This window comes from Kitasatospora sp. NPDC048722 (assembly GCF_040650235.1).
GTDB lineage: Bacteria > Actinomycetota > Actinomycetes > Streptomycetales > Streptomycetaceae > Kitasatospora.
This window is the reverse complement of the sequence record NZ_JBEZGX010000038.1, coordinates 51,475-75,728: the sequence shown is the minus strand read 5'-3', so window position 1 is coordinate 75,728 and position 24,254 is coordinate 51,475. Positions and strand designations below refer to the sequence as shown.

The window sequence follows — 24,254 nt, the reverse complement described above, 5'->3', positions numbered from 1 at the left end:
GGACGGGCACCGGCCATATCTGGCCGGTGCCCGGATTGCCTGGTCAGGCCGCGTTCCTGACGCCGCCGTGGCGGGTGCGCAGGTGCGGAGGTCAGGAGAGCCGGCCCGCCCTGACCGCTCGGGCCGTCACGACCACGCCAGCCCCGCACGCGCCCGCCAGTACTCCCCCGCCGGCTCCGCGAGCGGCGCGAGGCCCGCGAGGTCGTCCGGGGTCAGGGGGTGGGCGGCGGCGGTGAGGTTGGAGGTGAGCTGGGCGGGGGTGGCGGCGCCGGACAGGACGAGGTGGGCCCAGGGCTGGGCGGCGGCCGCGGCCAGGGCCAGGGCGTCGCAGGTGGCGCCGGTACGGGTGGCGAGGGCGCGCAGGGCGGCGGTGTCGGGGCCGGTGGCGTTGCGGTCGGCGAGGCGGCCGTTGGCCATCGCCTCCTTGACGACCACGAGCCAGCCGGCGTCGTGGGCCTCGGCCAGGGCGGGGGCGGCGGAGGTCTCCAGCAGGTTCCAGGTGGACTGGACGGCGGCGAACAGCGGCTGCCCGTCGACCGTCACGGCGAGGGCCGCGCGGATCGCGGCGGCCTGGTCGGGGCCGCTGGTGGACAGGCCCACCCGCACGCCGTCGGCGGCGAGTTCGGCCAGGCGCCCGTGCAGGGCGGGATCGGTGAGGGCGGGACTGTCGGGGGTGACGGAGTGGACGAGGTAGACGTCCAGGTGGCGCCCGAGCAGGGCCCTGGTCTCCTTGACCTGGCGGTCGAACACCGCCGTCGAGTGCTCCTTGACCTCGTGCGCGGCCACCCCGGAGGTGCGCCAGCCGGCCGTGTAGGTGTAGCCCCACTTGCTGCCCACCACCGTGTCGGCCGCCTCCCGGGGGTGCTCGGCCAGCCACTGCGCGACGAACTCCTCGGCGCGCCCGTAGGAGCGGGCCGTGTCGACGTAGCGCACCCCGGCGGCGTACGCGGCGTCCAGCAGCTCGTGGGTGCGCCGGCGCAGCGCCTCGACGCTGCGTCCGGCGGGCAGGTCGGCGTCGCGCCCGAGGTTGATGTACCCCGGGCGGCCGACGGCGGCGGTGCCCAGGCCGAACCTGGTGATCGGCGCACCGGCGGGCGGGGTGGGCACGGCGGCACTCATGGCGGTACTCCTCGAAGATCGTCCGGTCGTCGTCACGGACCCTATCCGGCCGGGGCACCCTCGGCCGGGGCGCCTTCGGCCGGCGCCCCGGCCGCCGGGGCGTTGAGGGCGGTGAGCATCGCCGGGGTGAAGCCGAAGGCGTAGGTGGCGGCGCAGGCGGCGAGCGCGGCGGTGAGCCAGCCGCCGGTGTAGACGAGGACGGCGGGGCCGATGCCGTGGCTGCCGTCGAGCAGGGGCAGCAGGACGAGGCCGGAGGGGCCGATCGCGGTGGAGCCGGTGGTCAGGCCGAGCTGGGCGAACGTGCCGACGACGGCGCCGCCGACCGCGGCCCCGATCCCGGCCGTCACGAAGGGCCGCACCAGCGGCAGCGTGACGCCGTAGATGACCGGCTCGGCGACGCCCAGGACGCACGTGGGCAGCGCGGACCTGATGACGCGGCGCAGCGAGGGGTTGTGGCGGGCGCGCAGGTAGACGGCGACGGCGGCGCCGGCCTGGCCGCCGCCGGCCATGGCGAGCATCGGGTAGAGCGCGCTGTAGCCCTGGTGCTCGATGAGGGTGGTGTGGATCGGGATGAGGGCCTGGTGGAGGCCGAACATGACGAGGGTGCCGAAGGTGCCGCCGAGGAGGACCCCGGCGCCGGCTCCGGCGTGGGCGAGGAGCCAGGTGGCGCCGTTGCCGATGCCCTCGGCGAGGAGGCCGGCGAGCGGCATCAGGAGGAGCAGGGCGGTCAGGCCGGACAGGGCGAGGGCGATGGTGGGCACGAGGAGCGTCTGCAGGGCGTCGGGCACCCATCGGCGGGCCCACCGTTCGAGGGCCGCGCACAGGGCCGCGGCGGCGAGGGCCCCGAGGACGCCGCCCTGGCCGGGCTTGAGGTGGCCGAAGGGGGTGTGGGTGATGGCGGCGACGCCCGGGTAGACGACGATGCCGGCGACCGCGCCGCCGAGGACGGGGGTGCCGCCGAACTCTTTGGCGGTGTTGTGGCCGACGAAGACGGCGATCAGGGACATGAAGCCCTGGGAGAGGGCGGTGGTGACGGGGACGATGCCGGTCAGGGCGCTGGTGTGGGTGGACAGGGCGAGGGAGTTGAGGGTGGCGCCGAGGCCGGCGACGACGCCGCAGGCGATGAGGGCGGGGATGAGGGGGACGAAGATGTCGGCGATGCGGCGCAGGAACAGTTTGCCGGGGGTGGCGTTGCGGCGTGTGCGGTCGTCCTTGAGCGCGGCTCCCCTGGCGGCGAGGGTGTCGGCGTCCGCCGCCGGGGTGGCCGTGTCCGCCGCCGGGGTGGCGGCGGACACGAGTTGCTCGAACGCCTGGGCGACGCGGTCGACGGCCGCCGGTCCCAGGACGATCTGGTAGGTGCCGTCCACGACGACTCCCAGCACCGCCGGGTGGTCCTTGATCTGCTGGGTGCGCGCGAGGCCCGGGTCGGCCAGGCCCAGGCGCAGGCGGCTGATGCAGTGGGCGGTGGAGGTGACGTTGGCGGCCCCGCCGACGAGGGCGAGGAGGTCGCGGGCGGTGCCGGTGTGCGTGTCCGTCATGAAGATCTGATTGCCCGCGCGCGGCCTGGGCATACCGATCATCGTCCGTACCCACCCGGCCGCCCGTTCCCTGCGAAAGGCCCCCGCATGCTCGACTTCGACGCCTCCGGATTCCTGCGCGACGGCGCGCCGCACCGCATCGTCTCCGGCGCGCTGCACTACTTCCGCGTCCACCCCGACCTGTGGGAGGACCGGCTGCGCCGGCTGCGGGCGCTGGGCGTCAACACCGTCGACACCTACGTCCCCTGGAACTTCCACGAACTGCCCACCGGCGAGGTGGACTTCACCGGCTGGCGGGACGTCGCCCGGTTCGTCCGCGCCGCGCAGGCCCTGGGCCTGGACGTGATCCTGCGCCCCGGCCCGTACATCTGCGCCGAGTGGGACTTCGGCGGCCTGCCCGCGCGCCTGCTCGCCGTCGACGGCCTGCGGCTGCGCTGCTCGGACCCCGCCTACCTGGCGGAGGTGGACGGCTGGTTCGACGCCGTCGTGCCCGAGATCCTGCCGCTGCTGGCGAGCCGGGGCGGGCCGGTGGTCGCGGTGCAGGTGGAGAACGAGTACGGCAGCTACGGGCGCGACTGCGCCTACCTGCGCCACCTGCGCGACGGCCTGGTGCGCCGCGGCGTGGACTGCCTGCTGTTCACCGCCGACGGCGCCCACGACACCATGCAGCAGGGCGGCACCATCCCCGGCCACCTGTCCACCGCGACCTTCGGCTCCCGCGCGCCCGAGCGCCTCGCCGTGCTGCGCCGCCACCAGGCGTCCTCCCGGCCTGGGCCGCTGACGGCGATGGAGTTCTGGATCGGCTGGTTCGACCGCCTCGGCGAGCCGCACCACGTGCGCGACCCCAAGGAGAGCGCCGCCTCGCTCGACGAACTCCTCGCCACCGGTGCCTCCGTCAACCTCTACATGGCTCACGGCGGCACCAACTTCGGCCTGTGGGCGGGCGCCAACCACAGCGGCGCCCACCCCTGCGACGCCGGGTTCGAGCCCACCGCCACCAGCTACGACTACGACGCGCCGATCGGCGAGGCGGGCGAACTCACCGAGAAGTTCCACGCGCTGCGGGAGGTCATCGGCCGCTACGTGCCCCTGCCGGAGGGCGAACTGCCCGCCGCGCCGCCGCGCCTGGCCCCGCGCCGCCTGGAGCGGGCCGCGGGCGGGGCCCGGCTCCTCGCGGCCCTGGACTCGCTGTCGGCGCCGGTGCGGCGGGCCTGCCCCGAACCGATGGAGCGCCTCGGCCAGGCCCGCGGCCTCATCCACTACCGCACCCGCGTGCCCGGACCGCGCCCCGAACTGCCGCTGCGCATCGACGGGCTCGCCGACCGCGCCCACGTCTTCGTCGACGGGCGTCCGCTCGGCGTCCTGGACCGCAACAGCCCCCGGGCGACGCTGCCGCTGGCCACCGGGCCCGGCGGCGCCGTCCTCGACATCCTGGTCGAGGCCTTGGGGCGGGTGAACTACGGCCCCAACATGGACGACCGCAAGGGCATCACGCGGGGCGTCGCGCACGGCGGCCAGCTGCTGTTCGAGTGGGAGATCCGGCCGCTGCCGCTGGACGACCTCTCCGCCCTCCGGCTGGAGGAGCCGGAGGCGGTGGCGCTCACCGACGGCGATCCGGCGTTCCACCGCTTCGAGACCGACGTCGACGTGCCCGCCGACGCCTTCGTCGCCCTGCCCGGCTGGGGCCGCGGCCTGCTGTGGCTCAACGGCTTCCTGTTGGGCCGCCACACCGTCGAGGGCCCCCAGCGCACCCTCTACGCCCCGGCCCCCCTGTGGCGCCCGGGCCGCAACGAACTCCTCGTCCTCGAACTCGACCACCACGGCGAAGCCCTCGAAGTCCGCGACCGCCCCGACCTCGGCCCCACCGCCCAGGCCCCGAGCAGCGAGTACTGACCCGGGGCGGGGCGCTCACCGCGTGGGAAGTCGGCCCTGTCGACTTCTCGCGCGGCGGGTCCTCGTGACGGTGCGGCGGGCGCTACCGTTCGGTGGGGCCGGTGTCCCCGGTCCGCACGGCCGCCGCTGCCTCCAGCAGGGACCATCCGTCGAGCTCCGCCCGCTCCCCCGGCCGCCATCCGCGGGCCGAGGCCGCGTCGAGCAGGGCCCGGACGGCGCCCGGTTCGTGCAGGTTCAGGTCGGCGCCCCGGGTGAATCCCACGTCCCCGGACCCCAGCGGGGCCCCGCCCACGTACCGGCCCGGGCCCTCCGTGAAGACGATCCGCAGCGGGCCGCCGGTTCCGGCCGGCTGGGGGTGCAGGGTGACGGTCGCGCAGCAGTCCGCCCGCCGACCGTCGCCGGGCGCGCGGTGGCTGTGGCGCAGGGTCCACAGGTACACGTGCCCGTCGGCGACCAGGCGGCGGGGGTTCCTCGGATGACGGGCCATGCAGGCGAGGGTACGCGCCCCGACGGGGGCCGAGGGGCCGGGGCGGAGGCGAGTTCCTCGCCCACCGGGGCGCACAGGAAGTCGGGCTCGTCGACTTCCTGCGCGGTCGGGGATCAGGCGGCGCGCTGGCCGTGGAGGAGGAGCGGCATGGCGCGGCCGGTGAGCGCCTCGGCGACGCGGGCGGCCTGGGCGGGGGCCATCACCTGGCCGAGCTGCTGGACGGGGACGAAACGGGCGCCGAGCAGTCCGCTGCGGTGCTGCGGAGGGACGGTGAGCTGCTGGGTGGTGGTGCCGCCGTCGAAGACGAGGTTGAGGCGTTCGAGATAGCGGTCGGCGGGGGTGAAGTCGACGGCGAGGACGTGGGTGAGGCGCCGGGAGACGCCGGTCTGCGCGAGGAGGTGATGGGCGGCGGCCTCGTGCGGGGGTTGGTTGGGGCGGGCGGCGCCGCCGGGCAGGATGAAGCCGTCCATGTAGTCCGGGTCGACGAGCAGGACGTCACCGCGGGGGTTGCGGACGAGAGCGAGGCAGCCGAGCCGGCACACGGGCGGCTTGGCGAGGAGGCGGGGGTCGCGCACGGGGGTGCTACTTCCTGTTCCGGAAACACCAGTTGATCAGAGCGGCGAAGCCGAGCAGCCAGAGGAGGCGGGCGACGAGTTCAGGAGTCATCGGCGGCGAGGCGCTCGAAGTGCAGGCCCTTGCGGAGCAGTTCGACGATCCGGACGACGTCGGAGGTACGGACGGCCCCGAGGGAGATCAGGTAGCACCCGGTGCGGCGCCCGAAGTCCCAGTCCACTTCGAGGGACGGCAACTTGGCCCCACCCAGGGCAAGAACCGCCGCCAAGTCATCAGCGACGAGGGCGGCTTCACGCCGCTGCTCGGCGGTCGCCCGGTTGAGCAGCGAGGCCATCACACACCGACCCTGCGGTGCACCTCGAAAACCCGCCACGCCGAGAACGCGGCACAGAAGGAACGGAAGGACGCCAGCTCACCGGTCGAGCCGCAGCGCAGCCACTCCCCCGTGACCTCGTTCCGCACCCGGTAGCAGCGGGCATCGGGGTCCCAGCGCACCCCGTACCCGTGGAGCTAACGAATCTGCTTCCATCTGCACGACTCCCATCACGTGGCTTATGTGAGGATCATCGGCACCCATATGGCTTAAAGATGTTCCATCTCGCGGACACCTGCGACCTCTTGGCGCTACGGTCCAAGAAAGCCCAAACGTCTCAGGATGCCCCCTTGAACACTGCGCTTCAACAAGGTATGGCAGCGGCTCGTATGTCCCCCCGTCAGCTGGCGGCCCGGGTCGGTGTTACACCTAAGACAGTGGAACGCTGGCTCTCGGATGCGTCTCTCGTGCCGCATCAGCGGAACCGTATCGATGTCTGCGCGGCTTTAGGGGTTGATGAACGCGTGATCTGGCCGAACACCGTCCGGGCGAATGTCAAGACCGGACATGACCGGGAGGTCTTCGCCGTCTACCCGTACCGCTCGGCCTGCCCGCAGTCGGTCTGGGGACAGTTGATCGCCGAGGCCAGATCCGACATCTTCCTCGCGGGATACACCAACTACTTCGTCTGGCTGGAGCAGCCCGCCCTGCTACAGACCCTTCGCCGCAAGGCCGAGGGCGGCTGTCGGGTCCGTTTCCTCCTAGGGGACCCCAGCTCTGACGCGACCCGACAGCGTGAGCAGGTCGAGGACGTGACCCTCACGGTGTCGACCCGGATCAGGATCACGCTGGAGAACCTCGCCAAGCTCGCCGACGTCGCCGGCATCGAAGGCCGCTTCAGCGCCATGGACGACGGCCCGAACCACATCGGTCTCTCCGTCTTCCGCTTCGACGACCACGCCCTCGTCACTCCCCATCTCGCCCGAACCGTCGGCCACGACTCGCCACTGATGCACCTGCGGCGCAGCGAGGAGAACGGCATGTTCGACCGCTTCGCCGAGCACGTCGAGGAACTCTGGTCCCGGGGCAGCGACATCCACCCCGCCACGTGATCACCCCGGCGCAGGAAGTCGACCCCGCCGACTTCCCACTCCTCCGAGCCCTGCCCTCCCGCTCATGAACAACGACACCGAGCACCCCCGGCCCGCGCCGCTCCACTCCGTGTCCGTCGCGGGTGCGGTCGTCCGCGAGGATGGGCGTGTGCTGGCGATCCGCCGGGCGGACAACGGTTCCTGGGAACCCCCGGGCGGGGTACTGGAACTCACGGAGACCGTCGAAGACGGCCTGCGCCGCGAGATCTTCGAGGAGACCGGACTCAAGGTCGGTATCGACCGACTGACCGGCGTCTACAAGAACATGACCCGCGGCATCGTCGCCCTTGTCTTCCGCTGTCACCCCGAAGGCGGCACCGAACACCTCTCCGGCGAATCCACCGCCATCGACTGGCTGACGCCCGCCGAAGTCACCGACCGCATGAGCGAGGCCTACGCCGTCCGTCTCCTCGACGCCCTCGACGCCGGCCCCGCTCGCATCCGCGCCCACGACGGCCGCCGTCTCACACCCATCCGCACCGGCGAATGCGACGCCAAGTAGCCACGTCACCCCTTCGGGACGCCGGGCCCGCGCCCTCACGCCCCCGACCGCAGGGGCTCCAGGGCCGCCGGGGGGAGTGCGCCCGCGGCGGCGGAGCCGGCCAGGAGGTCGGCCAGGGCGTGGGGCGGGGCCGGTTCGGTGGTGGCGGTGGCGGCGGTGATGCGGTCGAGACGGAAGCCGCGGCCGGCGTGGCGGGTGCGGCACCAGGCGATGAGGTACCAGTTGCCGCCGGCGGTGAGCAGTCCGGCGGGTTCCACCTCGCGTTCGGTGGTCCTGCCCGCCGCGTCGGCGTAGGACAGGCGCAGCACGGTGGCGTCCGTGAGGGCCCGTTCGACGGCGGTGCGGACCGGTTGTCCGGTGCGGGCGGCGGGCAGGGCCACGATGCGGGCGGCGAGGTCGCGGGCGGCGGTCGCGGCGGGGCCGGTGATGGTGGCGGCGATCTTCTGGGAGGCGGTGCGGGCGGCGCCGGCGTAGGGGGCGCCCGGGTCGGCGGCGGCGAGGGCGGCGACCAGGGCGGAGGCCTCGTCGGCGGTGAAGCGGATCGGGGGCAGCGTCATGGCCCGGTCGATCGACCAGCCGCCGCCGCGTCCGGTGGTGGCGCGCACGGGGAGGCCGGCGTCCATGAGGGCCTGGAGGTCGCGTTGCACGGTGCGGGTGCTGATCTCGAACCGGGCGGCGAGCGCCGCGACCGTCAGGGGTCGCGGCGCCGCGGCGCGCAGTTCTTCCACGAGTGCGTACAGGCGCGGGGTGCGGTTCACGGTGCCGACGCTACCGTCAGGGCCTCACGCGCCGGTCAGGAAGTCGCGCTCGCGCTGGTGTTCGCGTTCGGTGATGGTGAGGGGGAAGAGGGTGAAGCCGTGCATCGCGCCGGCCACGACGCCGAGGTGGACGTCCGAGCCGGTGGCCTGCCAGCAGGCGGCGAGGAAGCGCGAGTCGTCCAGGAGCGGGTCCTCGGTGCCGGCGACGATGCGGGCGGGCGGCAGGCCGGTGAGGTCGGCGAAGAGCGGGGAGACGCCCGGGTCGCGGCGCTGCTCGGCATCCAGGCCGGGCGTGAAGAGCTCGTAACTTCCGCGGAGGGCTTCGGTGTTGCTGAGCAGGGGCCGGGAGCCGAACAGGCGCTGGCTGGGGGTCATCGACAGGTCGTAGGGCCCGTATACCAGGTTGGCGGCCCGGAACGCGCCGGTGACGCCGTGGCGGTCGCGCAGGCGCAGCAGGGTCAGGACGCTGAGGTGGGCGCCGGCGGATTCGCCGCCGATCATCAGGCGCCGGGTGCCGAACTCGGTCTCGGCGTGGTCGACGAGCCAGCGGGCGGCGGTTTCGCAGTCGTCGGGTCCGGCGGGGAAGGGGTGTTCGGGGGCGAGGCGGTAGTCGACGCTGAGCACGGCGAGGCGGGTCCGCCGGGCGAGGTTCCACAGCCGTCCGTCCTGGCCGTCGGCGGAGCCGAACGCCCAGCCGCCGCCGTGGATGTGGAGGTAGACGCCGTCGACGTGCTCGGGGACGAACGCCCGGAGTCCGACCCCGTCGGCGACGGTCCGCTCCTGCGCCTGCGGCAGGCGCTCGGGCGGGGTGTCGCCGCCGAGGCGGTTGGCGCGCAGGCGGGCGAGGGTGGCGGCGTCCAGGGTCGCGGACCGGGCCGGGCGGGTCGCGGCGGCGGCCTCGAACTGGGCGTTGAAGGCGAGGGTCTCGGCGAGGCAGTCCTCGTCGGTGGTCGCGGTCATCGTGGTGATCGTCATGCGTCGATGCTCACAGCCTTCCGCGACAACACCGTGTCACCCTTTCCGGGTGATCTGAGTCACACTCCTGTCGCATCGTCAGCCCCGACGGCCGGGGGCGGGGCGGGGGCCTATCCCCAGGGCTGCGGTCGGCCGTGTCCGTCGGCGGCGGCCGGTTCGCCGGGGGCCTGGGCCGGGCGGCCGCCGGAGGGGCCGTGGACGGTGCCGTAGGCGGCGGCGGAGGACGTGGTGCGGATCGCCTGTGGGGCGGCGGGGGTGGCCGGGACGGCGGGGGTCATGGGGGTGCCCAGGAGGCGGGGCGCGCGCAGGGTGGTGGTGGGCTGGTCCAGGCGCAGCACGAAGTTGGCGTAGTCGAGGGGCTTGCCGGGGAAGTGGCGGTCGCTGCTGGTGAGCAGTCGGCCGCGCAGGCCGGCGTGGTCGGTGAGCGGGCCGGGGGTGGTGCGCACGTTGGGCTCCCAGGTGCGGCCCCAGGCCAGGTGCTCCAGGGCGAGCGTCCAGGTGTCCTCGTCGACTTCCAGGGTGGCGCCGGGGCGGCCCGGGATGACGCGGGTGCCGTGGGGGCCGCGGACGACGGCGCGCTGCTCGAAGTCGGCGTCGCGGGTGAGGACGGTGATGCGCCACGCGCCGTGGAAGGTGAGCACGACGGCGTCCCCCTGATCTCTCGCGCGCCGCGGGCCGGCGCGCCCCTGCCTGCCTCAACGGGCGCGGGCGGACGTCGCGTTCAGCGGCGGCCCAGCGGGGGGCGGCCGTGGGCGGAGAGGACGAGGGCGGCGTAGTGGGGGGCGTCGAGGCGTACGCCGTGGCGGTCGAGGAGGGTGAACAGGTCGGCGAGTTCCGGGGGTTCGGTGCCGCGCGGGCGGCGGTCGCAGGTGGTGGGGAGGGTGCCGAGGGCCGGTCCGCAGCCGGTGCGGCGGGTCGTGGTCAGGCGCAGGCGCAGCGCGAGGCGGGGGGCGGCGCTCTCGGAGTCCTCGCCGAAGTCCATTTCGAGGCCGGTGACGTCCTGCCAGCGGTAGCGGCGGCTCAGCAGGATGCGGGTGAGGGCGAGTCCCTGCTCGTCGGCGCGCAGCCGGAAGGTGCGGGGGGCGGCCAGCGCGACGGCGACGGCGGCGGCGGTGACGAGCAGCAGGGACGGGAGGACGCCGAGGCGGTCGACGGCGCCGCTCTCGGCGAGGACGACGGCCGACAGCAGGCCGGCGAGGGTGCCCAGCGCCCAGCCGGCTCCGCGCCACAGGAAGCCGAGGCGGACGGTCGCCGTGCCGTTCGGGCCGTCGGTGGCGGCGGTGTGCGGGCGGCCGGTGCGCGGGCCGGTGCCCGCGGTGTTGTCGGCGGTGTTGTCGGCGGTGTTGTGCGCGGCGTCGTTCACGAACCTCCCGGGGCCGGCGGTCAGTCGGCCAGGATGGCACCCGTCGCTCCACCGGTCAACTGGCATGGAAGAGTTGGCGCACCGCATCCACCCGGGCTCATCCCCTTGAGCTATGGTGATCGCGCAGGGTCTCCTCCGTTCACCCAGGCTGCGGCGCGGAGGTCACGGGCGGGAGAGGGGTTGCCATGGCGGAATCGCCCCGCGAGGACGGGCCGGTCGAGACGTCCGGGCTCGCGGCCAGGATCGAGGCGCTGTTCCAGACGGTCCGCCGTCCGGACCGCGAGCAGTACACCAACGAGGAGGTCGCCCGGGCCTGCCGCGAGGCGACCGGGGAGTCCTTCTCCACCACCTACCTGTGGCAGCTGCGCACCGGGCGCAGGGACAACCCGACCAAGCGCCACCTGGAGGCGCTCGCCCACTTCTTCCAGGTGCCGCCCGCCTACTTCTTCGACGAGCGGCAGGGCGCCGAGATCGCCAAGGAGCTCGCCCTGCTCGGCGCGCTGCGCGACGCGGGGGTGCGCAGCCTGGCGCTGCGGGCGGTCAACCTCTCGCCGGAGGGCCTGGACACGGTCAGCGAGCTGATCGACGTCATCGCCCGCCGGGACTCCGCCCGCCGCCCGGCCTCGTCCTGATGCGTTCCTGACGGTCTCCCGGCGGCGTGCGGCGGGAACGACCGGTCGGCGGCCGGCGTCGTCGGGACGAGTCCGTGACGAAGTCCGCGGAACCCCGGGAGACTTCCGGACGACTCGACTCATGCGGGGACGAGTCACGGCGACGGACCGGGGCCGCACCCGGGGCGCGGGGAACGACCGGCCGGGGAGCCGGAGGGCGAGGAGGACACACCGTGCGGGGTGCGTGGGGTTACCGGTCGGTACTGCGGCGGTGCCGGCGGATGGCGCAGGAGCTGGACCTGCCGGCACCGTTCGACCCCGCCGTGCTCCTGGACCGGCTCGCCGGCCGGCGCGGGCGGCCCATCGAGCTGGTGCCGGTCGCCGCGCGCCCGAACCTGCCGTGCGGGCTGCTGGTGTCCACGGCGGAGGCGGACTACATCCTGTACGCGGCGGACACCAGCCCGCTGCACCGCCGGCACATCCTGGTGCACGAGATCGCGCACCTGCTGTTCGACCACGCCGGTTCGGCGCCGATCACGCCGGTGTCCTCGCAGGCGCTGCTGCCCCACCTGTCCCCCGCGCTGGTCCAGCGGGTACTGGGGCGCACCGGGTACGACGAGCCGCAGGAGCGCGAGGCGGAGCTGCTGGCGTCGCTGATCCTCAGCCGGGCGGCGAAGGCCGACGCGGCGGCGGCCCGCCCGGGCTCGACGCCGGCGCTGGACACGCTGTTGTCGGCGCCGCCGCCCTCCGGCTCCGGTTCCGGCTCCGGGGGCGGGGGCGAGGGAAGGAGCGGGGGCGGGCGGCCGTGAGCGAGCTCGCGCTCTACCCCGTCGCCGCGTTCTTCGCCCTCAACGCCTACCACCTGGCGCGCAGCACCCGAGCCGCCCGCAACGCGCGCAGCCCGCGCGACGGCGCCCGCGGCGGGTGGGCCGGGCTGGGCGCCGCCACCCGCTACACCTGCTACTGCACCGCCTTCCTCGGCGCGGCCCTGCTGCTGCTCGCGCCGCCCACCGTCACCGGCGCGGCCCGGCTGCTGAGCCTGGCGGGCCTGCTCGCCTCCCCCGCGCTGCCGCCCGTCCTGCTCGGCGACGCCCTGCACCTGTGCGCGACCGGCGCGATCGCCCTGCTCACCGTCGCGCTGGCCTCCGGCGAGCCCGCCCGGAACGCCGTGCGGCGCCAACTCGGCCTCCTGGGAACCGTCCTGGCGCTGTGCGCGGTGCTCATCACGGCCGCCGACCCGCACGTGACCACCGGCGACCTCACCGTCGCTCCCGCCGGACGGCCCTACCTGGCCGCGTACAACGGGCTGCGCACCCTCTACATCGCGTACTGCCTCGCCGCGCTGCTGCGCCAGGTCGCCCGCCGGGCGCACGCCACCGCCCGCGGGCACCGGCGCACCGGACTGCACCTGCTGACCCTCGGGCTGGCCGTGGGCCTGGTCTGGGACGCCTGGGGCATCGACGACGTCGTGGACGCGGCCACCAGCGGCGGCCAGAGCGCGGGCGAGGACAGCGTCTCCGCCGTCCTCGGGCTGCTGTGCACGGCGCTGCTGGCCGCGGGCCTGTCGACCACGCTGTGGCCGGCCGCGCTGACGCCCGTCCGCGTGTGGCTGCGGACCCACCGGCGCTACCGGGCGCTGACCCCGCTGTGGACCGAACTGCACACCGTGCTGCCGGAGATCGCGCTCGCGCCCGCCCACCGGCTGTTGCCCCGGCGGCTGCTGCCGCCGCGCGACCCGCAGTTCGCCCTGTACCGGCGGATCATCGAGATCCACGACGCGCGCCTGATCCTGCGCCACCACCTCGACCCGCGCAGCCCGCAGTGGCTCACCATCGCCGCCCGCCGCTTCCCGCCGCCCGCCGCCCTCGCCGCGGCGACCGCGGAGGCGGCCGCGCTGGCCGCCGCCCTGGAACGGGCGGCCGCCGGCGCCCTGCCCACCCCGGTCGCCCCGCGGGCCGTCCCGCCCGCCGAACCGCCGTGCGCCGCGCTGGAGTCGGAGGCCGATCGCCTCGTCGACCTCGCCCGCGTCTACACCACGTCCCCGGCCGTCGCGCTCGTGCGCATGTACGCCCGAGCGGCGCGGCCGCCGCCGTCGTGAGGAGGCCCCACGCGGCCCGCCCGAACGTCCTGGTGCCGTGGCCGTCGCGCTGATCACGGCGGCCGGGGGGCTGTGGCACCTGTTCGCCGTCGCCCCCGGAACGGACCCCGCACACGGACCGGACCACACACACGGAGCGAACCAACACGTCGTGCCTGCACCGGAGTTGGCGGCTAGCCGCCTCCTCACCCCGGCCTCCGGGCCGACGCCAGGGACCGCAACCGGACGTGGACGGCGGCCGGTTCGGTGCCCGTGAGGGCGGCGATCCGGTCGGCGGGCAGGTCGAGGGCGAGGTGGAGCAGCAGGACGTCCTGCTGGGGTGCGGTGAGGTGGGCGACGGGGCCGAGCGTGCGGGGGCCGGCCAGGGCGCAGACGCGGTCGCGGACCGCCTGCCAGGCGCAGGCGGCCGGGCTCGCGGTGGCGAGAGCCTCCAGCCAGCGCCCGGCGAGGTCCTCGAAGGCGCCCTGGACGGCGAGTTGCGCCTCGGCCGGGGAGAGCAGCAGAGCGGCGTAGGCGAGGTAGTGCCGCCGGTGGAGGTCGTGCAGCGCCCACAGGCCCAGGGCGGGCGCGGGGGCGGTGACGGCGGCGGGGGTGCGTCGTATTGGCATGAGTGTTCCCGTGGTGGCGCGGGCGGGGCGGGCCCGCGGCCGGGGGTTCCTGGTGGGTGACCCGGCCGCGGGCCCCGGTCACACGAGCACCGGCGGGCTGTCCCCGGTGTCCTCGGCCCGTTCCGCGGCGTGGCTGTTGCGCAGCGTGACCCACAGCTTGAGCAGGTTCTCGGTGGAGATGCCGCCGCTGGAGTTGCGCATGGCGCGGGTGAACTCCCCTTGGTAGGTGCGGGGGTTGACGGACACCGGGGTGCGGGCGATGGCCGCCCGGTCCCAGGCCGTCGCCCACAGTTCCCGGCGGGTCTCGCGGACCCCGCAGACCTCCATGTAGGTGCGGAACACCGGCTTGTGCAGCGGCGCCTCGCCCTTGAGGACCAGGGCCAGGGTGCTGGAGGGCAGGCGCGCGCCCCTGGCCCGGGCCCGGCGGTCCAGTTCCTCGAGGGCCGGCCAGTCGGCCTTGCGCCGCATCTCGTGCATCGCGCGGCGCAGGTCGGCGAAGGAGTCGACCTGCTCGGGGTGCAGGGGCCTGGGCGCCCTGCGGCGCTGGGGCCCCGACGGGCGCGGCACGTGCGCCCAGTAGTTGGCCTGCGCCCATTTGCGGCGGGCGGCCCTGAGGTCCCCGCCGCATTCGCGGGTGAAGGCCTCGACGACCGTCCAGTTGGGTACGGTCCGCCCGCCGGCGGCCCGTTGCAGGGTGGTGGGATGGTAGTTGGTGCGGGCGGCGAGCTGTCGGTACGTCAGCCCGGCCCGTTCGCGCTGCTCGCGCAGCCAGGCGGCCAGCCGGCCCAGTGCCGGGTCACTCGCCGCGACCGGTTTCTCTCTGCGTCCCATCGCGGGGGTCTCTCGCAGGCGTTTCTCTAGGCCCGCTCCCGCCGGAGCCTGAGTCCCAGCAGCAGCCCGCCGGTGGCCAGTTCGAGCGCGGCCTGGGCCGACAGGCCGGCCTCCACCAGGACGGCCGCCGCGGCGACGACCACGGTCACGACCACCACGATCACGACCGTCTCGACGGGTCCGGGTCCCCACGGCCGCCGGGGCCGCCGGGGGCGCCGCACGGAACGCCGCACGGACTGCCGCACGGACTGCCGCGGGCGCGGCGCGGTGACGGCGTCGGCGACGCATCGGGCCGGGGTGCGCTTCTTCCGTTTCCTCGTCATCGACGAGACCTCCTATAGCACTGTCACTCCAACAGTCGGACGTCTTCCCGTGGTTGGCGTCACCGGAAGGGCCCGTGCGAGGTAACACTCTGTCAGGCGTACGGGTGATTCCCAATCGGTTCGGTGAACGTCGCGCAGATTGATGCGACCGCGTCCCGCCCCCTGGCCGCCGTCCCGGACGATCTCGGTCACGAACGCGCAGGCCGGAGTGTTGAAACCGATAATTGATGCGCTTTCGTGCAACATCCCCTTGTAGGCCACCCTGGCCGGATGTGACGATTTGCAGCGGCGTCGTCCGGACCCGCGGGTCCGGAGCCCGGGGGCGCTGTTCACTCCAACACATTTCGGGAACACCGGCAGCGGGCCGTGTTGGCGCATGGGCCCGCCCGAGCAGCAGAGACCGCCCGGCCCCGACAGGGGCGAGCGGTCTCTGTGCGTTGTCCGTGGTCCGTTGTCCGCGGTCCGTTGTCCGGCAGGTGGCCGGGCCCCGCCACCCGCTCCCCGGCAGGTGGCCGCCCGCCGTCGCCCGGCATGCCGAAGTCCGGACCGTTCGGATCGCCCGCCGCGCCGACGTGCAGGGGGAGGCGAGGTGGGGGTCAGCGCGGGCGGTACCTCCGGTACCGGACGTACAGCACGATGCACGTGATCGCGCCGACCGCGCACACCGGCAGGCTCAGCCCGACCGCCATGATCACGCCGTCGCCGACGCCCGGCACGGTCTCCTCGCTGACCATCCCGTTCGCGTCGGTGATCCTGCGGGTGGTGTCCGTGTGGTTCCCGAGGTAGGTGACCATCGAGACGCCCACCGCCAGGAACGCCACCGCCCCGCCCAGGAACCAGCCGCCCGCCCGGGCCTGCCACTCGTCCCCGGCCAGCCGCCGCGCGTCCGGGCTGTTCTCCAGCACGGCCCGGCCCAGGCCGGAGGCCCCGGCGGCGTGCCCGTCGATGTGCAGGCGCGCGCCGCCGTCGAGGGCGAGGCGGCAGCGGTAGTCGTTGCCCAGCCGGCGGGCGAGGCCGTGGATCCTCGGGGTCCCGGGGATCGTGATCGACACGACCTGGTCCCACTCCCAGCCCGCCGCGCCGCGCCGCGAGCCGTGGACGAGCCCGCGCTCACGGACCTCGAAGTACTCCCCCGCACCGCCCCGCACCGCTCGCCACGCCTGCGTCACGGCGATGTACAGCGCGCCCAGGGACAGGCCGATCACCAGGCCGATCACCCGGCCGCCCCCCGAGCGGCCGTCGTCCACGGTGAGCAGCGCCCACAGCCCGAGCCAGCCGGTGGGCACGGCCACCACCAGCGCCCACACGGCGTTCTGCCACCGCGCCCGGGTGTCCACCCGGTGCCTGCTGAGCACCTCGCCGAACAGGTCCGTCATCTCCGTCTCGCCGATCATCCGCACAGTGAAGCACCGCCGCCGCACCCGCTCAAGGGCAGGGGACCCGCTCCCGATCGGTGCCGGTACGGACGAACGCCGCGCCACAGCAGGGACGTTGGGGATCGGGGATCATCGTGGCCGTGAACGAACCCGAGTGCGCCGCGCCCGCCCGTCAACTCGCCGACCGGATACGGGAGGTGCTCGGCGACGGCCCGTTCGCCGCGCCCGGCGGCTGGTCCCACATGGGGGCGGTGATCTGCGACGCCGCCTTCCAGGCGCGGCGGCGCTACGAGGCGGTGGTCCGGCCCCGGGTCGTGCGGCTGCAGGAGATGTGGCCGGACGCCGCCACCGTGACCGGGTTCCGGGCCCGGATGGAGCGCGAGGACCTCGCCGCCGCCATGGACTTCGCCAGCCCCGCCCGCGTCGCCACCGCCCACGCCCTCGCCCGTCTGCTGGCCGCCCACGGCGTCGACACCCGCGAGGACCTGCACGCCTGGCTCGGCGAGCCCGCCCACCGGGCCGCCCTGCGCGCCGTGCGCGGCGTCGGCCCCAAGACCGTGGACTACCTCGGCGGCCTCGTCGGACGTCCCCGGGTCGCCGTGGACGTCCACCTGCGCAGCTTCGCCGCCGGCGCCGGACTCGCCGACCTTCGCTACGGGCCGCTGCGCGCCGCCTACGAGGAGGCCGCCGCCCTGCTCGGGCACGACCCGGGCGCCCTGGAGCACGCGGTGTGGCGCTTCGGGGCGGCGTGAGCGGGCGCCGGGGGGCCGATCGGGCTACACGACCCCGGGTCGTGCGCGAAGTCCCGCCGCGGCCTCCTCGGCCGCGGCGGGACGGTGCTCGCCGGCTCTCAGCACTGCGGCCGACGGCCGTGGTTGGCTCCGCGCCTGGCCCGCGCCTTCTTCTTGCGCCGCCGCTTCGATGACATGACACCGTTCCTCTCTCCAGGACCGCCCCCTGCGTCCCACCGTTCCACATCGGCCCGGAACGGGCCTGTCGAGCCGGGGAGGGTGCGGGAGGCGGCGGGCACCGGACGGCGGCAGGCCGGGGTCTTCGGCGGCCCGGGAGACGGGTGGCTTCCGGCGCCGGGGCGGGCCGGGTGCCCGCGTCGCCGTCCGGCCACGCCGCGCCCGGCTGCGGCTTCGTCCGGGCGGTTCACCCGGACGAATCCGGGACCCGCCCCGCCCGCCGGCCGCCCGCCTGTCGCGCGAACGGGCGGGCGGGCGGCGGGGGCGGCTCACCACTGGCCGGGCTGGTAGTTCCCCGCCGGGACGCGGCAGATGACGTTCAACCGGTTGTAGGCGTTGATCAGCGCGATCGTCGACACCAGCGAGGCGAGCTGCTCCTCGTCGTAGTGCTTGACGGCGTTCTCCCACACCGCGTCGCCGACCCCGCCGGCGGCGTCGGCGATGCGGGTGGCCTCCTCGGTCAGCTCCAGGGCGGCGCGCTCGGCGTCGGTGAACACCGTCGCCTCGCGCCAGGCGGCCACCAGGTTGAGGCGCTCGGGCTGGTCGCCGGCGTGCACGGCGTCCTTGTAGTGCATGTCGGTGCACATGCCGCAGCCGTTGATCTGGCTGGCCCGAAGCAGCACCAGCTGGGTGGTGGCGTAGGGCACGCCCGCGTCCTTGAGGGCCGCGCCGGCCGCGTTGACGTGCTTGACGAACTTCGCGCCGGTGGCGGTGGCGTAGTAGTTGAACCGGGCGTCCATGGCGGGCTCCTCTGGTCGGTGCGCTCGCTGTTCGCGTGCGCCGTTCGCGTTGCTCTCACTACCCCGACCCCTCCCGCGCCACGGATGTGACATCCCCGACCCGCCACCCGTCGTGACCTGCGTCACACCGGAGTCAGGCCCGGGCCGCCTCGCGCAGGTGGACGAGGAAGGCGGCGGTGGCCGGGGGCGGGTGGTGGCCTCGGCGCACGGCGGTGAAGACCTGCCGCACCGGGGTGTCGTCGGGGTGCAGCGCGACGAGCGCGATGTCGGGGCGGGCGGCCCGGGCGGCCAGGGAGGGGATGAGGGCGGGGCCGAGCCCGGCGGCGACGAGGCCGAGCTTGGCGGTCCAGCCGGCGACGGCGTACTCGACGCGAGGGCGCAGGCCCTGGCGCACGAAGGCGGCCAGCAGGGTCGTCTCGATGGTGCGGCGGGCGGCGATCCAGGGCTCGTCGGCGAGTTCGGCCAGGCGCAGGCGCCGGCGCCGGGCGAGGCGGTGGTCGCGGGGCAGGGCGACCAGGACCGGGTCCTCGACGAGCGGATGGAGGTCGAACTGCTCCTGGTCGTAGGGGTGTTCGGGGTAGGAGGCGACGACGGCGAGGTCGATGTCGGCGTCCGCGAGGCGGGTGAGGAGGGTGGCGGAGAGTCCCTCGGTGAGCGAGACGGCCACCTCGGGGTGGGCGGCGCGGAAAGCGGCGAGGGCGGTGGGCACGAGCGCGGCGTTGGCACTGTCGAAGGCGCCCAGGCGCAGGCGCCCGGCGCCGAGTTCGGTGAGGGCGGTGAGTTCGCGGCGGGTGGAGTCGAGGCGTTCCAACAGGGCCTCGGCGTGCGGGAGCAGGGCGCGGCCGTGTTCGGTCAGGCGCACGCCGCGCGCGAGGCGGTCGAACAGCGGGGCGCCGAGTTCGGCTTCGAGGGTGGAGATCTGACGGGAGATCGCCGACTGGGTGAAGCCGAGGTGCTCACCGGCGGCGGTGAAGGAACCGAGGCGGGCGGCGGTGCGGAAGACGTCGAGCCAAGCCATGTCCATGAGGCATGGGTACCATGCGAGACATTCGTTTGTCGCCTGGCTCGGGGCTGCCTAGCGTGGTGGCCATGAACACCGAGCACGTCTCTTCCGTGTCCTCCTCCGCGTCCTTCAAGAAGGTCGCCTTCCTCGGCCTGGGCCGCATGGGCCTGCCGATGGCCCGTCGACTGGCCGCCGCCGCACTGACGTTGACCGTCTGGAACCGCAGCCCCGAACGCGCCGGCGGCCTTTCCTGCGCCGCGAGCCCGGCCGAGGCGGTCGAGGGCGCGGACGTCGTCATCACCATGCTCGCCGACCCGGCGGCGGTCCAGGAGGTGGCCGGACGGTTCCTCGGGCACCTTGCGCCGGGCGCGCTGTGGATCGACATGTCCTCGGTCGGGCCGCAGGCGGTGGCCGCGCTGCGCGAACGGCTGCCCGCCGGGACGTCCCTGGTGGACGCCCCGGTGCTGGGCAGCGTCGGGCCGGCCGCGAACGGCACGCTGACGGTCTACGCGGGCGGCGAGAGCGCCGACCTCGACCGGGCGCAGCCGGTGCTGGAGCACTTCGGGCGCGTGCTGCGCTGCGGCGGGCCGGGTTCGGGCGCGGCGCTGAAGGTCGTGGTGATGGGCGCGGTGGTGGCCGGGGTGACGGCGCTCGGCGAGGCGCTGGCGGTGGCGGACGGGTTCGGGCTGCCGCAGGAGCTGGCGCTGGAGGTGCTGGGGGGCGGGCCGCTCGCGGGGATGGTGGCCCGCGCCCGCAGCCGGGAGTCGGACTTCCCGGTGCGCCTGGCTGCCAAGGACCTGGCGCTGGCGGGCGGTGGCCGGGTGCTGACGGCGGCGCACGAGGTGCTGCTGTCGCACCCGGACATCGCGGACGAGGACCTGTCGCGGGTGGTGGAGGCGATCCGCCGGGGCTGAGGTGCCTCCCGGCCGGGGGGCTATCCGGCGCGGCTCTCCAGCCAGCCCACCGCGGCCGCCCAGCTCGCGTGCTGCGGGTCCACGACCTGGAAGTGGTCGGTGCCCGCGGGCTCCACGTACGTCACCGGGTCGCCCGCCGCCTTCGCGGCCTCGACGTAGGCGCGGCTGTGGGTGACGGGCACGCGCTGGTCCTGGTCGCCGTGGACGATCAGGTGGGGGCGGCCCAGGGGGAGGCGGTGGAGCGGGGAGGCCTCGCGGTAGGGGGCCGGGTCGTCCTCGTAGGGGGCGCCGACGAACAGCGGGGTGGCGTCCTCGCCCAGGTGCTCGGCGGCGCAGCGCGGCAGGTCGGTGATCGGTGCGAGCGCGACCGCGGCGTTGACGAGGCCGGCGGCGGCCGTCAGCAGGGCGAGCTGTCCGCCGGCGGAGTGGCCGACGGCGATCGACGGGAGGTCGGCGAGGGCGGGGCGCACGGCGTGGGCGGCGGCGACCGCGTCGAGGGCGTCGGTGAGGGTGTGCGGCCAGCCTCCGCCGTCGCCGCCGGTGCGGCGGTACTCGATGTTGGCCACGCACCAGCCGCGGCCGGCGAGGTCGGCGGCGAGGGCGTCCATGAGGTGGAGGTCGTGCCGGTCGCGCCACCAGCCGCCGTGCACGGTCACCGCCAGGCCCCGGGCGGGCGGCCCCTGCGGGTCCGCGTCCCACAGCTCGACGAAGTGGCTGGGTGCGCTTCCGTAGCGCACGACCTCACGCTTCTGCATCCGTTTTATCCCTCACCCACATAGACCAACGGCACGTCGGTGGCCAACGGTACCGCTCCTGGCGCGAAGCAGGTGGCGTCACACCACTAGGACGAATGCACGGGGGTTAGTACGATGTGCGGACCGCAAGGCACCAACCTGTAGATGGGAGGAACTACCCGTGACTGCAAGCATGTTGGAGATCCACGACGCCGGCCTGCTGGAGATCGACGAGGCGGGGATCGTGTTCGAAGACGAGTTCGACGCCGATCTCGCCCCGGCGGCCTGCCTCGCCGACCCGTTCGTGACCTGGGTTCCGACGCGGTTCCCGTGCGGGGGCGACTACTGACCCGCACGGCCCGTTCGACGGGACCGAAGCGGTCCGTCTGACCGGACGGGGGCAGCCCGTCCGACCGGACCGGGGCGGTCCGTTTGACCGGCGGGTGAGCGCCGTACTCCGGGTACGGGGGCGCTCACCCGCCCGGCTTTCCAAGGGGGTTCGGTGCGGGAGCACCCGGCGGATCACTTCGCGCAGCTCGCCCGCCTGGTCGCGCGGGTGCCGGAGGGCGGGGGACGGCGTCGTCTGCACGCGGACGGGCAGTGGCTGTACCTGCACGACCCCGCGATGCCCGCGCTCGCCCACGGCTGGAAGCTGCACGTCTCGGCCCGCGCCGCCCAACTCCCGCTCCTGCTGGACGTGGTGGTGCCGGTGCTGCTGCGCCGCACGTGCGACGCGAAGTTCGCGGCGGGCGCGGACGTGCTGGGCGCGACGAACTCCGGGGTGCACGGGGCGGCGGCCGTCGGCAAGGCCGTCACGGTGTATCCGCTTGAGGGTGAAGTCGTCGCTCTGGGTGAGGAGTTGGCGCGGCTGCTGGCGGGGTGGGACGGTCCGCGGGTGGTGAGCGACCGGCAGGTGCGCGCGGGTTCGCCGGTCTACTACCGCTACGGTCCGTTCCGCGCTCCGGAGGACCAGGACGTCGTGCTGATGAGCGGCCCGGACGGGCGGACGTTCCCGGGGCTCGCGCAGCCCTCGTACGCCCAACCGCCCTGGGCGGTGGACCCGTTCACCGCCGCCGCCGTCACCGTCGCCTCGCCGCCGAAGGACACGCGCGTGGGCGAGGGCCGTTACCGGATCACCGCGGGGATCAGCCGCGCGCCCGGTGGTCACGTCTACCGGGGTGTCGAACTGGCGAGCGGGCTGGGGGTGGTGGTCAAGCAGGCGCGGGCGTTCGTCGGGGAGGACGGCGAGGGCGTCGACGCGCGCGGGCGGCTGCGGCACGAGCGGCGGGTGCTGGCGGCGCTGGCGGGCGTGGCGGGGGTGCCGCGGCTGGTCGACTACTTCCGGCACGGCGCGGACGAGTACCTGGTGACGAGCGACTGCGGGCCGCGCGACCTGCGCCGCGACGTCCTCGCCCACGGGCCTTGCCCGGACGACGAGTCGGGCGGGCGCAGCTGGCGGACGGCGGCCCGTGCGCTGCTGCGGGTGCTGGAGGCGGTGCACGCGCGGGGCGTGGTGGTGTGCGACCTGAAGCCCGCGAACGTCGTGCGGGGCGGGGCGGCTTCGTGGTCGCTGGTGGACTTCGGGGTCAGCGCCCTGGACGGTGATCGCCCGGCCGGCGCGACCCCGGGCTACGGTCTGCCCGTCGCCTCGGCGCGTCCCCGGCCCGCCGATGACTACTACGCGTTGGGGACGACCCTGCACTTCGCGCTGACCGGGCTCGACCCGGTGGCGATCGGCCCGGACCCGGCCGCCTGCCGCGACCGCACCCTGGCCTGCCTGGCCGCCGCCCTGCCCGCCCCGGACCACCCGGCCCTCGCGGCGGTGGCGGGCCTGCTGAGCTTCGACGCCGGCGAGCGCACGGCGGCCGCGGCGGCCCTGCGGGAGGGCCGGCGCCCGGCCGTCCGCAAGGTCACCCGCCCCGTCGCCGACGGCCTCGGGGAGCTCGTCGCCCACACCGTCGACACCTGCGTGCGGATGGCCCGCGAGCTGCTCGACTCCCCTCCCGCCGCGCGCCGGCCGCGCACGCTGCTCTCGCTCTACGACGGCGCCGCCGGCCTCGGCCTCGAACTGCTCCAGCACGCCGACCAGCACCCCGACGCCCGCGAGACCGCCGCCGCCCTCGCCCGCTGGACGGCCGCGCACCCGGCGCTCGGGCTGCTCGGGCCCGGCCTGTACGACGGGCGTGCGGGCGTCGACCTGTTCCTCGCCCACGCCGCCGCCCGGCTGGGCACCCCGGAGCCCGGCTTCGCCGACGTCCCGGACCCGGGCGCCCTGGTGCCCACCGACCAGATCTCGGGCGCGGCCGGTATCGGCACCGCCCACCTGCTCATGGCCCGCCTCTGCGACGGCGCCCGTGCACAGCGGCACCTCGCCGTGGCCACCGCGTGCGCCCGCCGACTGATCGACGGCCCGCCGCAGGACCTGAAGGAGGAGCCCAACCCGGGCACCGCCGCCCTCGCCGAGGGTTTCGCCCACGGCCGCGCCGGTCTCGCCCACCTGCTCCTCGCCCTGCCCCGCCCCGACGCGGCGACGCAGGCGGCCGGGTGCGGCATCGTCGAGGGCCTGGCCGCCGAGCTGCCGCGCCTGCTCGCCGAGGCCGCCCGGCCGGGCGCCACCCGCCGCTGGGGCTCGTGGTGCCGCGGCCTGGCCGGGATCGGCACGGTGCTGCTCCAGGCGGGCCTGCGCCTGGGCGAGGACGCGTACGTGGGCCTGGCCGCCGAGGCGGCGGGGGCGTGCCGGGAGCTGGCGCCGCGGATGGGCCAGGTGGTGCAGTGCTGCGGCCTGGCCGGGGTCGGCGAGCTGTTCGTCGACCTGGCCTCGGCCACCGGTGAGGAGCGGCACCGGGAGGCCGCCGGACGGATCGCGGCCCTGGTCCTGTCGCGCGCCGGCGGCCCGCCCCACCGTCCGGTCTTCCCCGGCACGGCCCTGCTGACCGAGTCCTCCGCGTGGGCCACCGGAACGCCGGGCGTGCTCACCTTCCTGCGCCGCCTGCACCGCGGCACCGGCCCCCGCCCGGCCCTGCTGCCCGTCGCCTGACCGTCAGACCGTCAGACCGTCAGACCGCGGGCACGGGCACGGGGTGGACCTGCTGCCATCCGTCAACCGAACGGGTGAAGAAGATCGTCACCCGGTAGACCTCGCGCCGCCAGACCGAAGCGCCCGGCCCGTACTCGTGCAGTTCCTCCAGCGCCTCCTCCTTGGAGTCGTAGGAGTAGTTGCGTCCCTTGGCGTCCATGATCTTCCACTCGACACCCGGCATGCTCTCCAGGCCCATCGCCCGCCCCTTTCGATCTTGCTATCCGAACGCGAGGACCCTAGCGCCCACCGACCCCGGCACCGCACCCGGCTTTTCCACCCCGGCCGAACGCACCCCCC

27 protein-coding genes are annotated in these 24,254 nt (G+C 75.1%); 10 read left to right on the top strand and 17 right to left on the bottom strand.

Translation table 11 applies throughout. The annotated features are described in order from the left end of the window. Positions 1–126: 126 nt before the first annotated feature. Positions 127–1,119: an aldo/keto reductase gene (locus tag AB0C76_RS26145; RefSeq protein ID WP_359970088.1), complete on the bottom strand. Its 993-nt coding sequence runs from the start codon at positions 1,117–1,119 to the stop codon at positions 127–129. A gap of 41 nt (positions 1,120–1,160) precedes the next feature. After that, positions 1,161–2,657, bottom strand: coding sequence for a PTS transporter subunit EIIC (locus tag AB0C76_RS26140; protein ID WP_359970137.1), 1,497 nt, complete (start codon positions 2,655–2,657; stop codon positions 1,161–1,163). 87 nt (positions 2,658–2,744) lie between these two features. Here AB0C76_RS26140 and AB0C76_RS26135 point away from each other — a divergent pair, with 87 nt between their 5' ends. Then, positions 2,745–4,550, top strand: a complete 1,806-nt coding sequence (locus AB0C76_RS26135; RefSeq protein ID WP_359970086.1) for a beta-galactosidase — start codon at positions 2,745–2,747, stop codon at positions 4,548–4,550. 82 nt (positions 4,551–4,632) lie between these two features. On the opposite strand, the gene AB0C76_RS26130 is transcribed toward AB0C76_RS26135, so the two are convergent. The 3 genes from AB0C76_RS26130 to AB0C76_RS26120 all read right to left on the bottom strand — a co-directional run bounded on the left by AB0C76_RS26130 (position 4,633) and on the right by AB0C76_RS26120 (position 5,944). Beyond that, positions 4,633–5,037 (bottom strand): hypothetical protein, encoded by a 405-nt coding sequence (locus AB0C76_RS26130; RefSeq protein ID WP_359970083.1) that lies wholly within the window; start codon positions 5,035–5,037, stop codon positions 4,633–4,635. Between the two features lie 113 nt (positions 5,038–5,150). After that, positions 5,151–5,612 (bottom strand): NUDIX domain-containing protein, encoded by a 462-nt coding sequence (locus tag AB0C76_RS26125; protein WP_359970080.1) that lies wholly within the window; start codon positions 5,610–5,612, stop codon positions 5,151–5,153. 80 nt (positions 5,613–5,692) lie between these two features. After that, positions 5,693–5,944: a hypothetical protein gene (locus tag AB0C76_RS26120; RefSeq protein WP_359970077.1), complete on the bottom strand. Its 252-nt coding sequence runs from the start codon at positions 5,942–5,944 to the stop codon at positions 5,693–5,695. Between the two features lie 503 nt (positions 5,945–6,447). Here AB0C76_RS26120 and AB0C76_RS26115 point away from each other — a divergent pair. Both AB0C76_RS26115 and AB0C76_RS26110 read left to right on the top strand, forming a co-directional pair. After that, entirely contained in the window at positions 6,448–7,035 is a 588-nt protein-coding gene (locus AB0C76_RS26115; RefSeq protein ID WP_359970074.1) for a DUF5919 domain-containing protein, read from the top strand. 64 nt (positions 7,036–7,099) lie between these two features. Continuing rightward, a complete protein-coding gene (locus AB0C76_RS26110; protein ID WP_359970071.1) occupies positions 7,100–7,576 on the top strand; it encodes an NUDIX hydrolase in 477 nt (158 codons plus the stop codon). Between the two features lie 35 nt (positions 7,577–7,611). Here AB0C76_RS26110 and AB0C76_RS26105 read toward each other — a convergent pair whose 3' ends face one another. The 4 genes from AB0C76_RS26105 to AB0C76_RS26090 form a co-directional block, all read right to left on the bottom strand. After that, on the bottom strand, positions 7,612–8,334 hold the full coding sequence (locus tag AB0C76_RS26105) for a WYL domain-containing protein (protein WP_359970068.1): 723 nt from the start codon (positions 8,332–8,334) through the stop codon (positions 7,612–7,614). 24 nt (positions 8,335–8,358) lie between these two features. Next, complete coding sequence (locus AB0C76_RS26100) at positions 8,359–9,309, bottom strand: alpha/beta hydrolase (protein ID WP_359970065.1); 951 nt, start codon at positions 9,307–9,309, stop codon at positions 8,359–8,361. A gap of 110 nt (positions 9,310–9,419) precedes the next feature. After that, entirely contained in the window at positions 9,420–9,950 is a 531-nt protein-coding gene (locus AB0C76_RS26095; protein ID WP_359970062.1) for a hypothetical protein, read from the bottom strand. A gap of 80 nt (positions 9,951–10,030) precedes the next feature. Beyond that, positions 10,031–10,672: a hypothetical protein gene (locus AB0C76_RS26090; RefSeq protein ID WP_359970059.1), complete on the bottom strand. Its 642-nt coding sequence runs from the start codon at positions 10,670–10,672 to the stop codon at positions 10,031–10,033. 185 nt (positions 10,673–10,857) lie between these two features. On the opposite strand from AB0C76_RS26090, the gene AB0C76_RS26085 reads away from it, so the two are divergent. From AB0C76_RS26085 to AB0C76_RS26075, 3 genes are all read left to right on the top strand, one after another. After that, on the top strand, positions 10,858–11,304 hold the full coding sequence (locus AB0C76_RS26085; protein ID WP_329924585.1) for an XRE family transcriptional regulator: 447 nt from the start codon (positions 10,858–10,860) through the stop codon (positions 11,302–11,304). Positions 11,305–11,564: 260 nt separating this feature from the next. Next, positions 11,565–12,092 carry a ParH-like protein gene (locus AB0C76_RS26080; protein ID WP_359970056.1) on the top strand — a complete coding sequence of 176 codons (528 nt, stop codon included), beginning with the start codon at positions 11,565–11,567 and terminating at the stop codon, positions 12,090–12,092. Then, positions 12,089–13,381, top strand: coding sequence for an MAB_1171c family putative transporter (locus tag AB0C76_RS26075; RefSeq protein WP_359970053.1), 1,293 nt, complete (start codon positions 12,089–12,091; stop codon positions 13,379–13,381). The genes AB0C76_RS26080 and AB0C76_RS26075 overlap by 4 nt, the downstream gene beginning before the upstream one ends. A gap of 185 nt (positions 13,382–13,566) precedes the next feature. On the opposite strand, the gene AB0C76_RS26070 is transcribed toward AB0C76_RS26075, so the two are convergent. From AB0C76_RS26070 to AB0C76_RS26055, 4 genes are all read right to left on the bottom strand, one after another. Continuing rightward, entirely contained in the window at positions 13,567–13,989 is a 423-nt protein-coding gene (locus AB0C76_RS26070) for a hypothetical protein (protein ID WP_359970050.1), read from the bottom strand. Positions 13,990–14,067: 78 nt separating this feature from the next. Continuing rightward, the gene (locus AB0C76_RS26065) at positions 14,068–14,820 is read right to left on the bottom strand and encodes a helix-turn-helix transcriptional regulator (protein WP_359970048.1); all 753 of its coding nucleotides are present in this window, start codon (positions 14,818–14,820) and stop codon (positions 14,068–14,070) included. A gap of 26 nt (positions 14,821–14,846) precedes the next feature. After that, positions 14,847–15,143: a hypothetical protein gene (locus AB0C76_RS26060; RefSeq protein WP_359970045.1), complete on the bottom strand. Its 297-nt coding sequence runs from the start codon at positions 15,141–15,143 to the stop codon at positions 14,847–14,849. Between the two features lie 596 nt (positions 15,144–15,739). After that, positions 15,740–16,537: a hypothetical protein gene (locus AB0C76_RS26055; protein WP_359970042.1), complete on the bottom strand. Its 798-nt coding sequence runs from the start codon at positions 16,535–16,537 to the stop codon at positions 15,740–15,742. A 122-nt stretch (positions 16,538–16,659) separates the two neighbouring features. Between AB0C76_RS26055 and AB0C76_RS26050 the strand changes: the two genes are divergently transcribed. After that, positions 16,660–17,271 (top strand): hypothetical protein, encoded by a 612-nt coding sequence (locus AB0C76_RS26050; RefSeq protein WP_359970039.1) that lies wholly within the window; start codon positions 16,660–16,662, stop codon positions 17,269–17,271. 485 nt (positions 17,272–17,756) lie between these two features. On the opposite strand, the gene AB0C76_RS26045 is transcribed toward AB0C76_RS26050, so the two are convergent. Both AB0C76_RS26045 and AB0C76_RS26040 read right to left on the bottom strand, forming a co-directional pair. Further along, on the bottom strand, positions 17,757–18,227 hold the full coding sequence (locus AB0C76_RS26045) for a carboxymuconolactone decarboxylase family protein (protein ID WP_359970036.1): 471 nt from the start codon (positions 18,225–18,227) through the stop codon (positions 17,757–17,759). Between the two features lie 133 nt (positions 18,228–18,360). After that, the gene (locus AB0C76_RS26040) at positions 18,361–19,251 is read right to left on the bottom strand and encodes a LysR family transcriptional regulator (RefSeq protein WP_359970033.1); all 891 of its coding nucleotides are present in this window, start codon (positions 19,249–19,251) and stop codon (positions 18,361–18,363) included. 65 nt (positions 19,252–19,316) lie between these two features. Here AB0C76_RS26040 and AB0C76_RS26035 point away from each other — a divergent pair, with 65 nt between their 5' ends. After that, positions 19,317–20,144 (top strand): NAD(P)-dependent oxidoreductase, encoded by an 828-nt coding sequence (locus tag AB0C76_RS26035; protein WP_359970030.1) that lies wholly within the window; start codon positions 19,317–19,319, stop codon positions 20,142–20,144. Positions 20,145–20,164: 20 nt separating this feature from the next. On the opposite strand, the gene AB0C76_RS26030 is transcribed toward AB0C76_RS26035, so the two are convergent. Next, a complete protein-coding gene (locus AB0C76_RS26030; protein WP_359970027.1) occupies positions 20,165–20,899 on the bottom strand; it encodes a prolyl oligopeptidase family serine peptidase in 735 nt (244 codons plus the stop codon). 160 nt (positions 20,900–21,059) lie between these two features. Between AB0C76_RS26030 and AB0C76_RS26025 the strand changes: the two genes are divergently transcribed. Both AB0C76_RS26025 and lanL read left to right on the top strand, forming a co-directional pair. After that, positions 21,060–21,227: an SflA family class IV lanthipeptide gene (locus AB0C76_RS26025; protein WP_359970024.1), complete on the top strand. Its 168-nt coding sequence runs from the start codon at positions 21,060–21,062 to the stop codon at positions 21,225–21,227. A 153-nt stretch (positions 21,228–21,380) separates the two neighbouring features. Further along, positions 21,381–23,915, top strand: coding sequence for a class IV lanthionine synthetase LanL (gene lanL / locus AB0C76_RS26020; RefSeq protein WP_359970021.1), 2,535 nt, complete (start codon positions 21,381–21,383; stop codon positions 23,913–23,915). Positions 23,916–23,934: 19 nt separating this feature from the next. Here lanL and AB0C76_RS26015 read toward each other — a convergent pair whose 3' ends face one another. Next, a complete protein-coding gene (locus tag AB0C76_RS26015; protein WP_359970018.1) occupies positions 23,935–24,153 on the bottom strand; it encodes a hypothetical protein in 219 nt (72 codons plus the stop codon). Between the last annotated feature and the right edge of the window lie 101 nt (positions 24,154–24,254).

Coding starts and splice junctions, on each gene's coding strand:
- AB0C76_RS26145 (WP_359970088.1), bottom strand. CDS start 1,119: ATGAGTGCCGCCGTGCCCACCCCGCCCGCCGGTGCGCCGATCACCAGG.
- AB0C76_RS26100 (WP_359970065.1), bottom strand. CDS start 9,309: ATGACGATCACCACGATGACCGCGACCACCGACGAGGACTGCCTCGCC.
- AB0C76_RS26035 (WP_359970030.1), top strand. CDS start 19,317: ATGAACACCGAGCACGTCTCTTCCGTGTCCTCCTCCGCGTCCTTCAAG.
- AB0C76_RS26140 (WP_359970137.1), bottom strand. CDS start 2,657: ATGACGGACACGCACACCGGCACCGCCCGCGACCTCCTCGCCCTCGTC.
- AB0C76_RS26080 (WP_359970056.1), top strand. CDS start 11,565: ATGGCGCAGGAGCTGGACCTGCCGGCACCGTTCGACCCCGCCGTGCTC.
- AB0C76_RS26070 (WP_359970050.1), bottom strand. CDS start 13,989: ATGCCAATACGACGCACCCCCGCCGCCGTCACCGCCCCCGCGCCCGCC.
- AB0C76_RS26085 (WP_329924585.1), top strand. CDS start 10,858: ATGGCGGAATCGCCCCGCGAGGACGGGCCGGTCGAGACGTCCGGGCTC.
- AB0C76_RS26040 (WP_359970033.1), bottom strand. CDS start 19,251: ATGGACATGGCTTGGCTCGACGTCTTCCGCACCGCCGCCCGCCTCGGT.
- AB0C76_RS26030 (WP_359970027.1), bottom strand. CDS start 20,899: ATGCAGAAGCGTGAGGTCGTGCGCTACGGAAGCGCACCCAGCCACTTC.
- AB0C76_RS26120 (WP_359970077.1), bottom strand. CDS start 5,944: ATGGCCTCGCTGCTCAACCGGGCGACCGCCGAGCAGCGGCGTGAAGCC.
- AB0C76_RS26060 (WP_359970045.1), bottom strand. CDS start 15,143: ATGACGAGGAAACGGAAGAAGCGCACCCCGGCCCGATGCGTCGCCGAC.
- AB0C76_RS26065 (WP_359970048.1), bottom strand. CDS start 14,820: ATGGGACGCAGAGAGAAACCGGTCGCGGCGAGTGACCCGGCACTGGGC.
- AB0C76_RS26055 (WP_359970042.1), bottom strand. CDS start 16,537: ATGATCGGCGAGACGGAGATGACGGACCTGTTCGGCGAGGTGCTCAGC.
- AB0C76_RS26015 (WP_359970018.1), bottom strand. CDS start 24,153: ATGGGCCTGGAGAGCATGCCGGGTGTCGAGTGGAAGATCATGGACGCC.
- AB0C76_RS26130 (WP_359970083.1), bottom strand. CDS start 5,037: ATGGCCCGTCATCCGAGGAACCCCCGCCGCCTGGTCGCCGACGGGCAC.
- AB0C76_RS26135 (WP_359970086.1), top strand. CDS start 2,745: ATGCTCGACTTCGACGCCTCCGGATTCCTGCGCGACGGCGCGCCGCAC.
- AB0C76_RS26045 (WP_359970036.1), bottom strand. CDS start 18,227: ATGGACGCCCGGTTCAACTACTACGCCACCGCCACCGGCGCGAAGTTC.
- AB0C76_RS26110 (WP_359970071.1), top strand. CDS start 7,100: ATGAACAACGACACCGAGCACCCCCGGCCCGCGCCGCTCCACTCCGTG.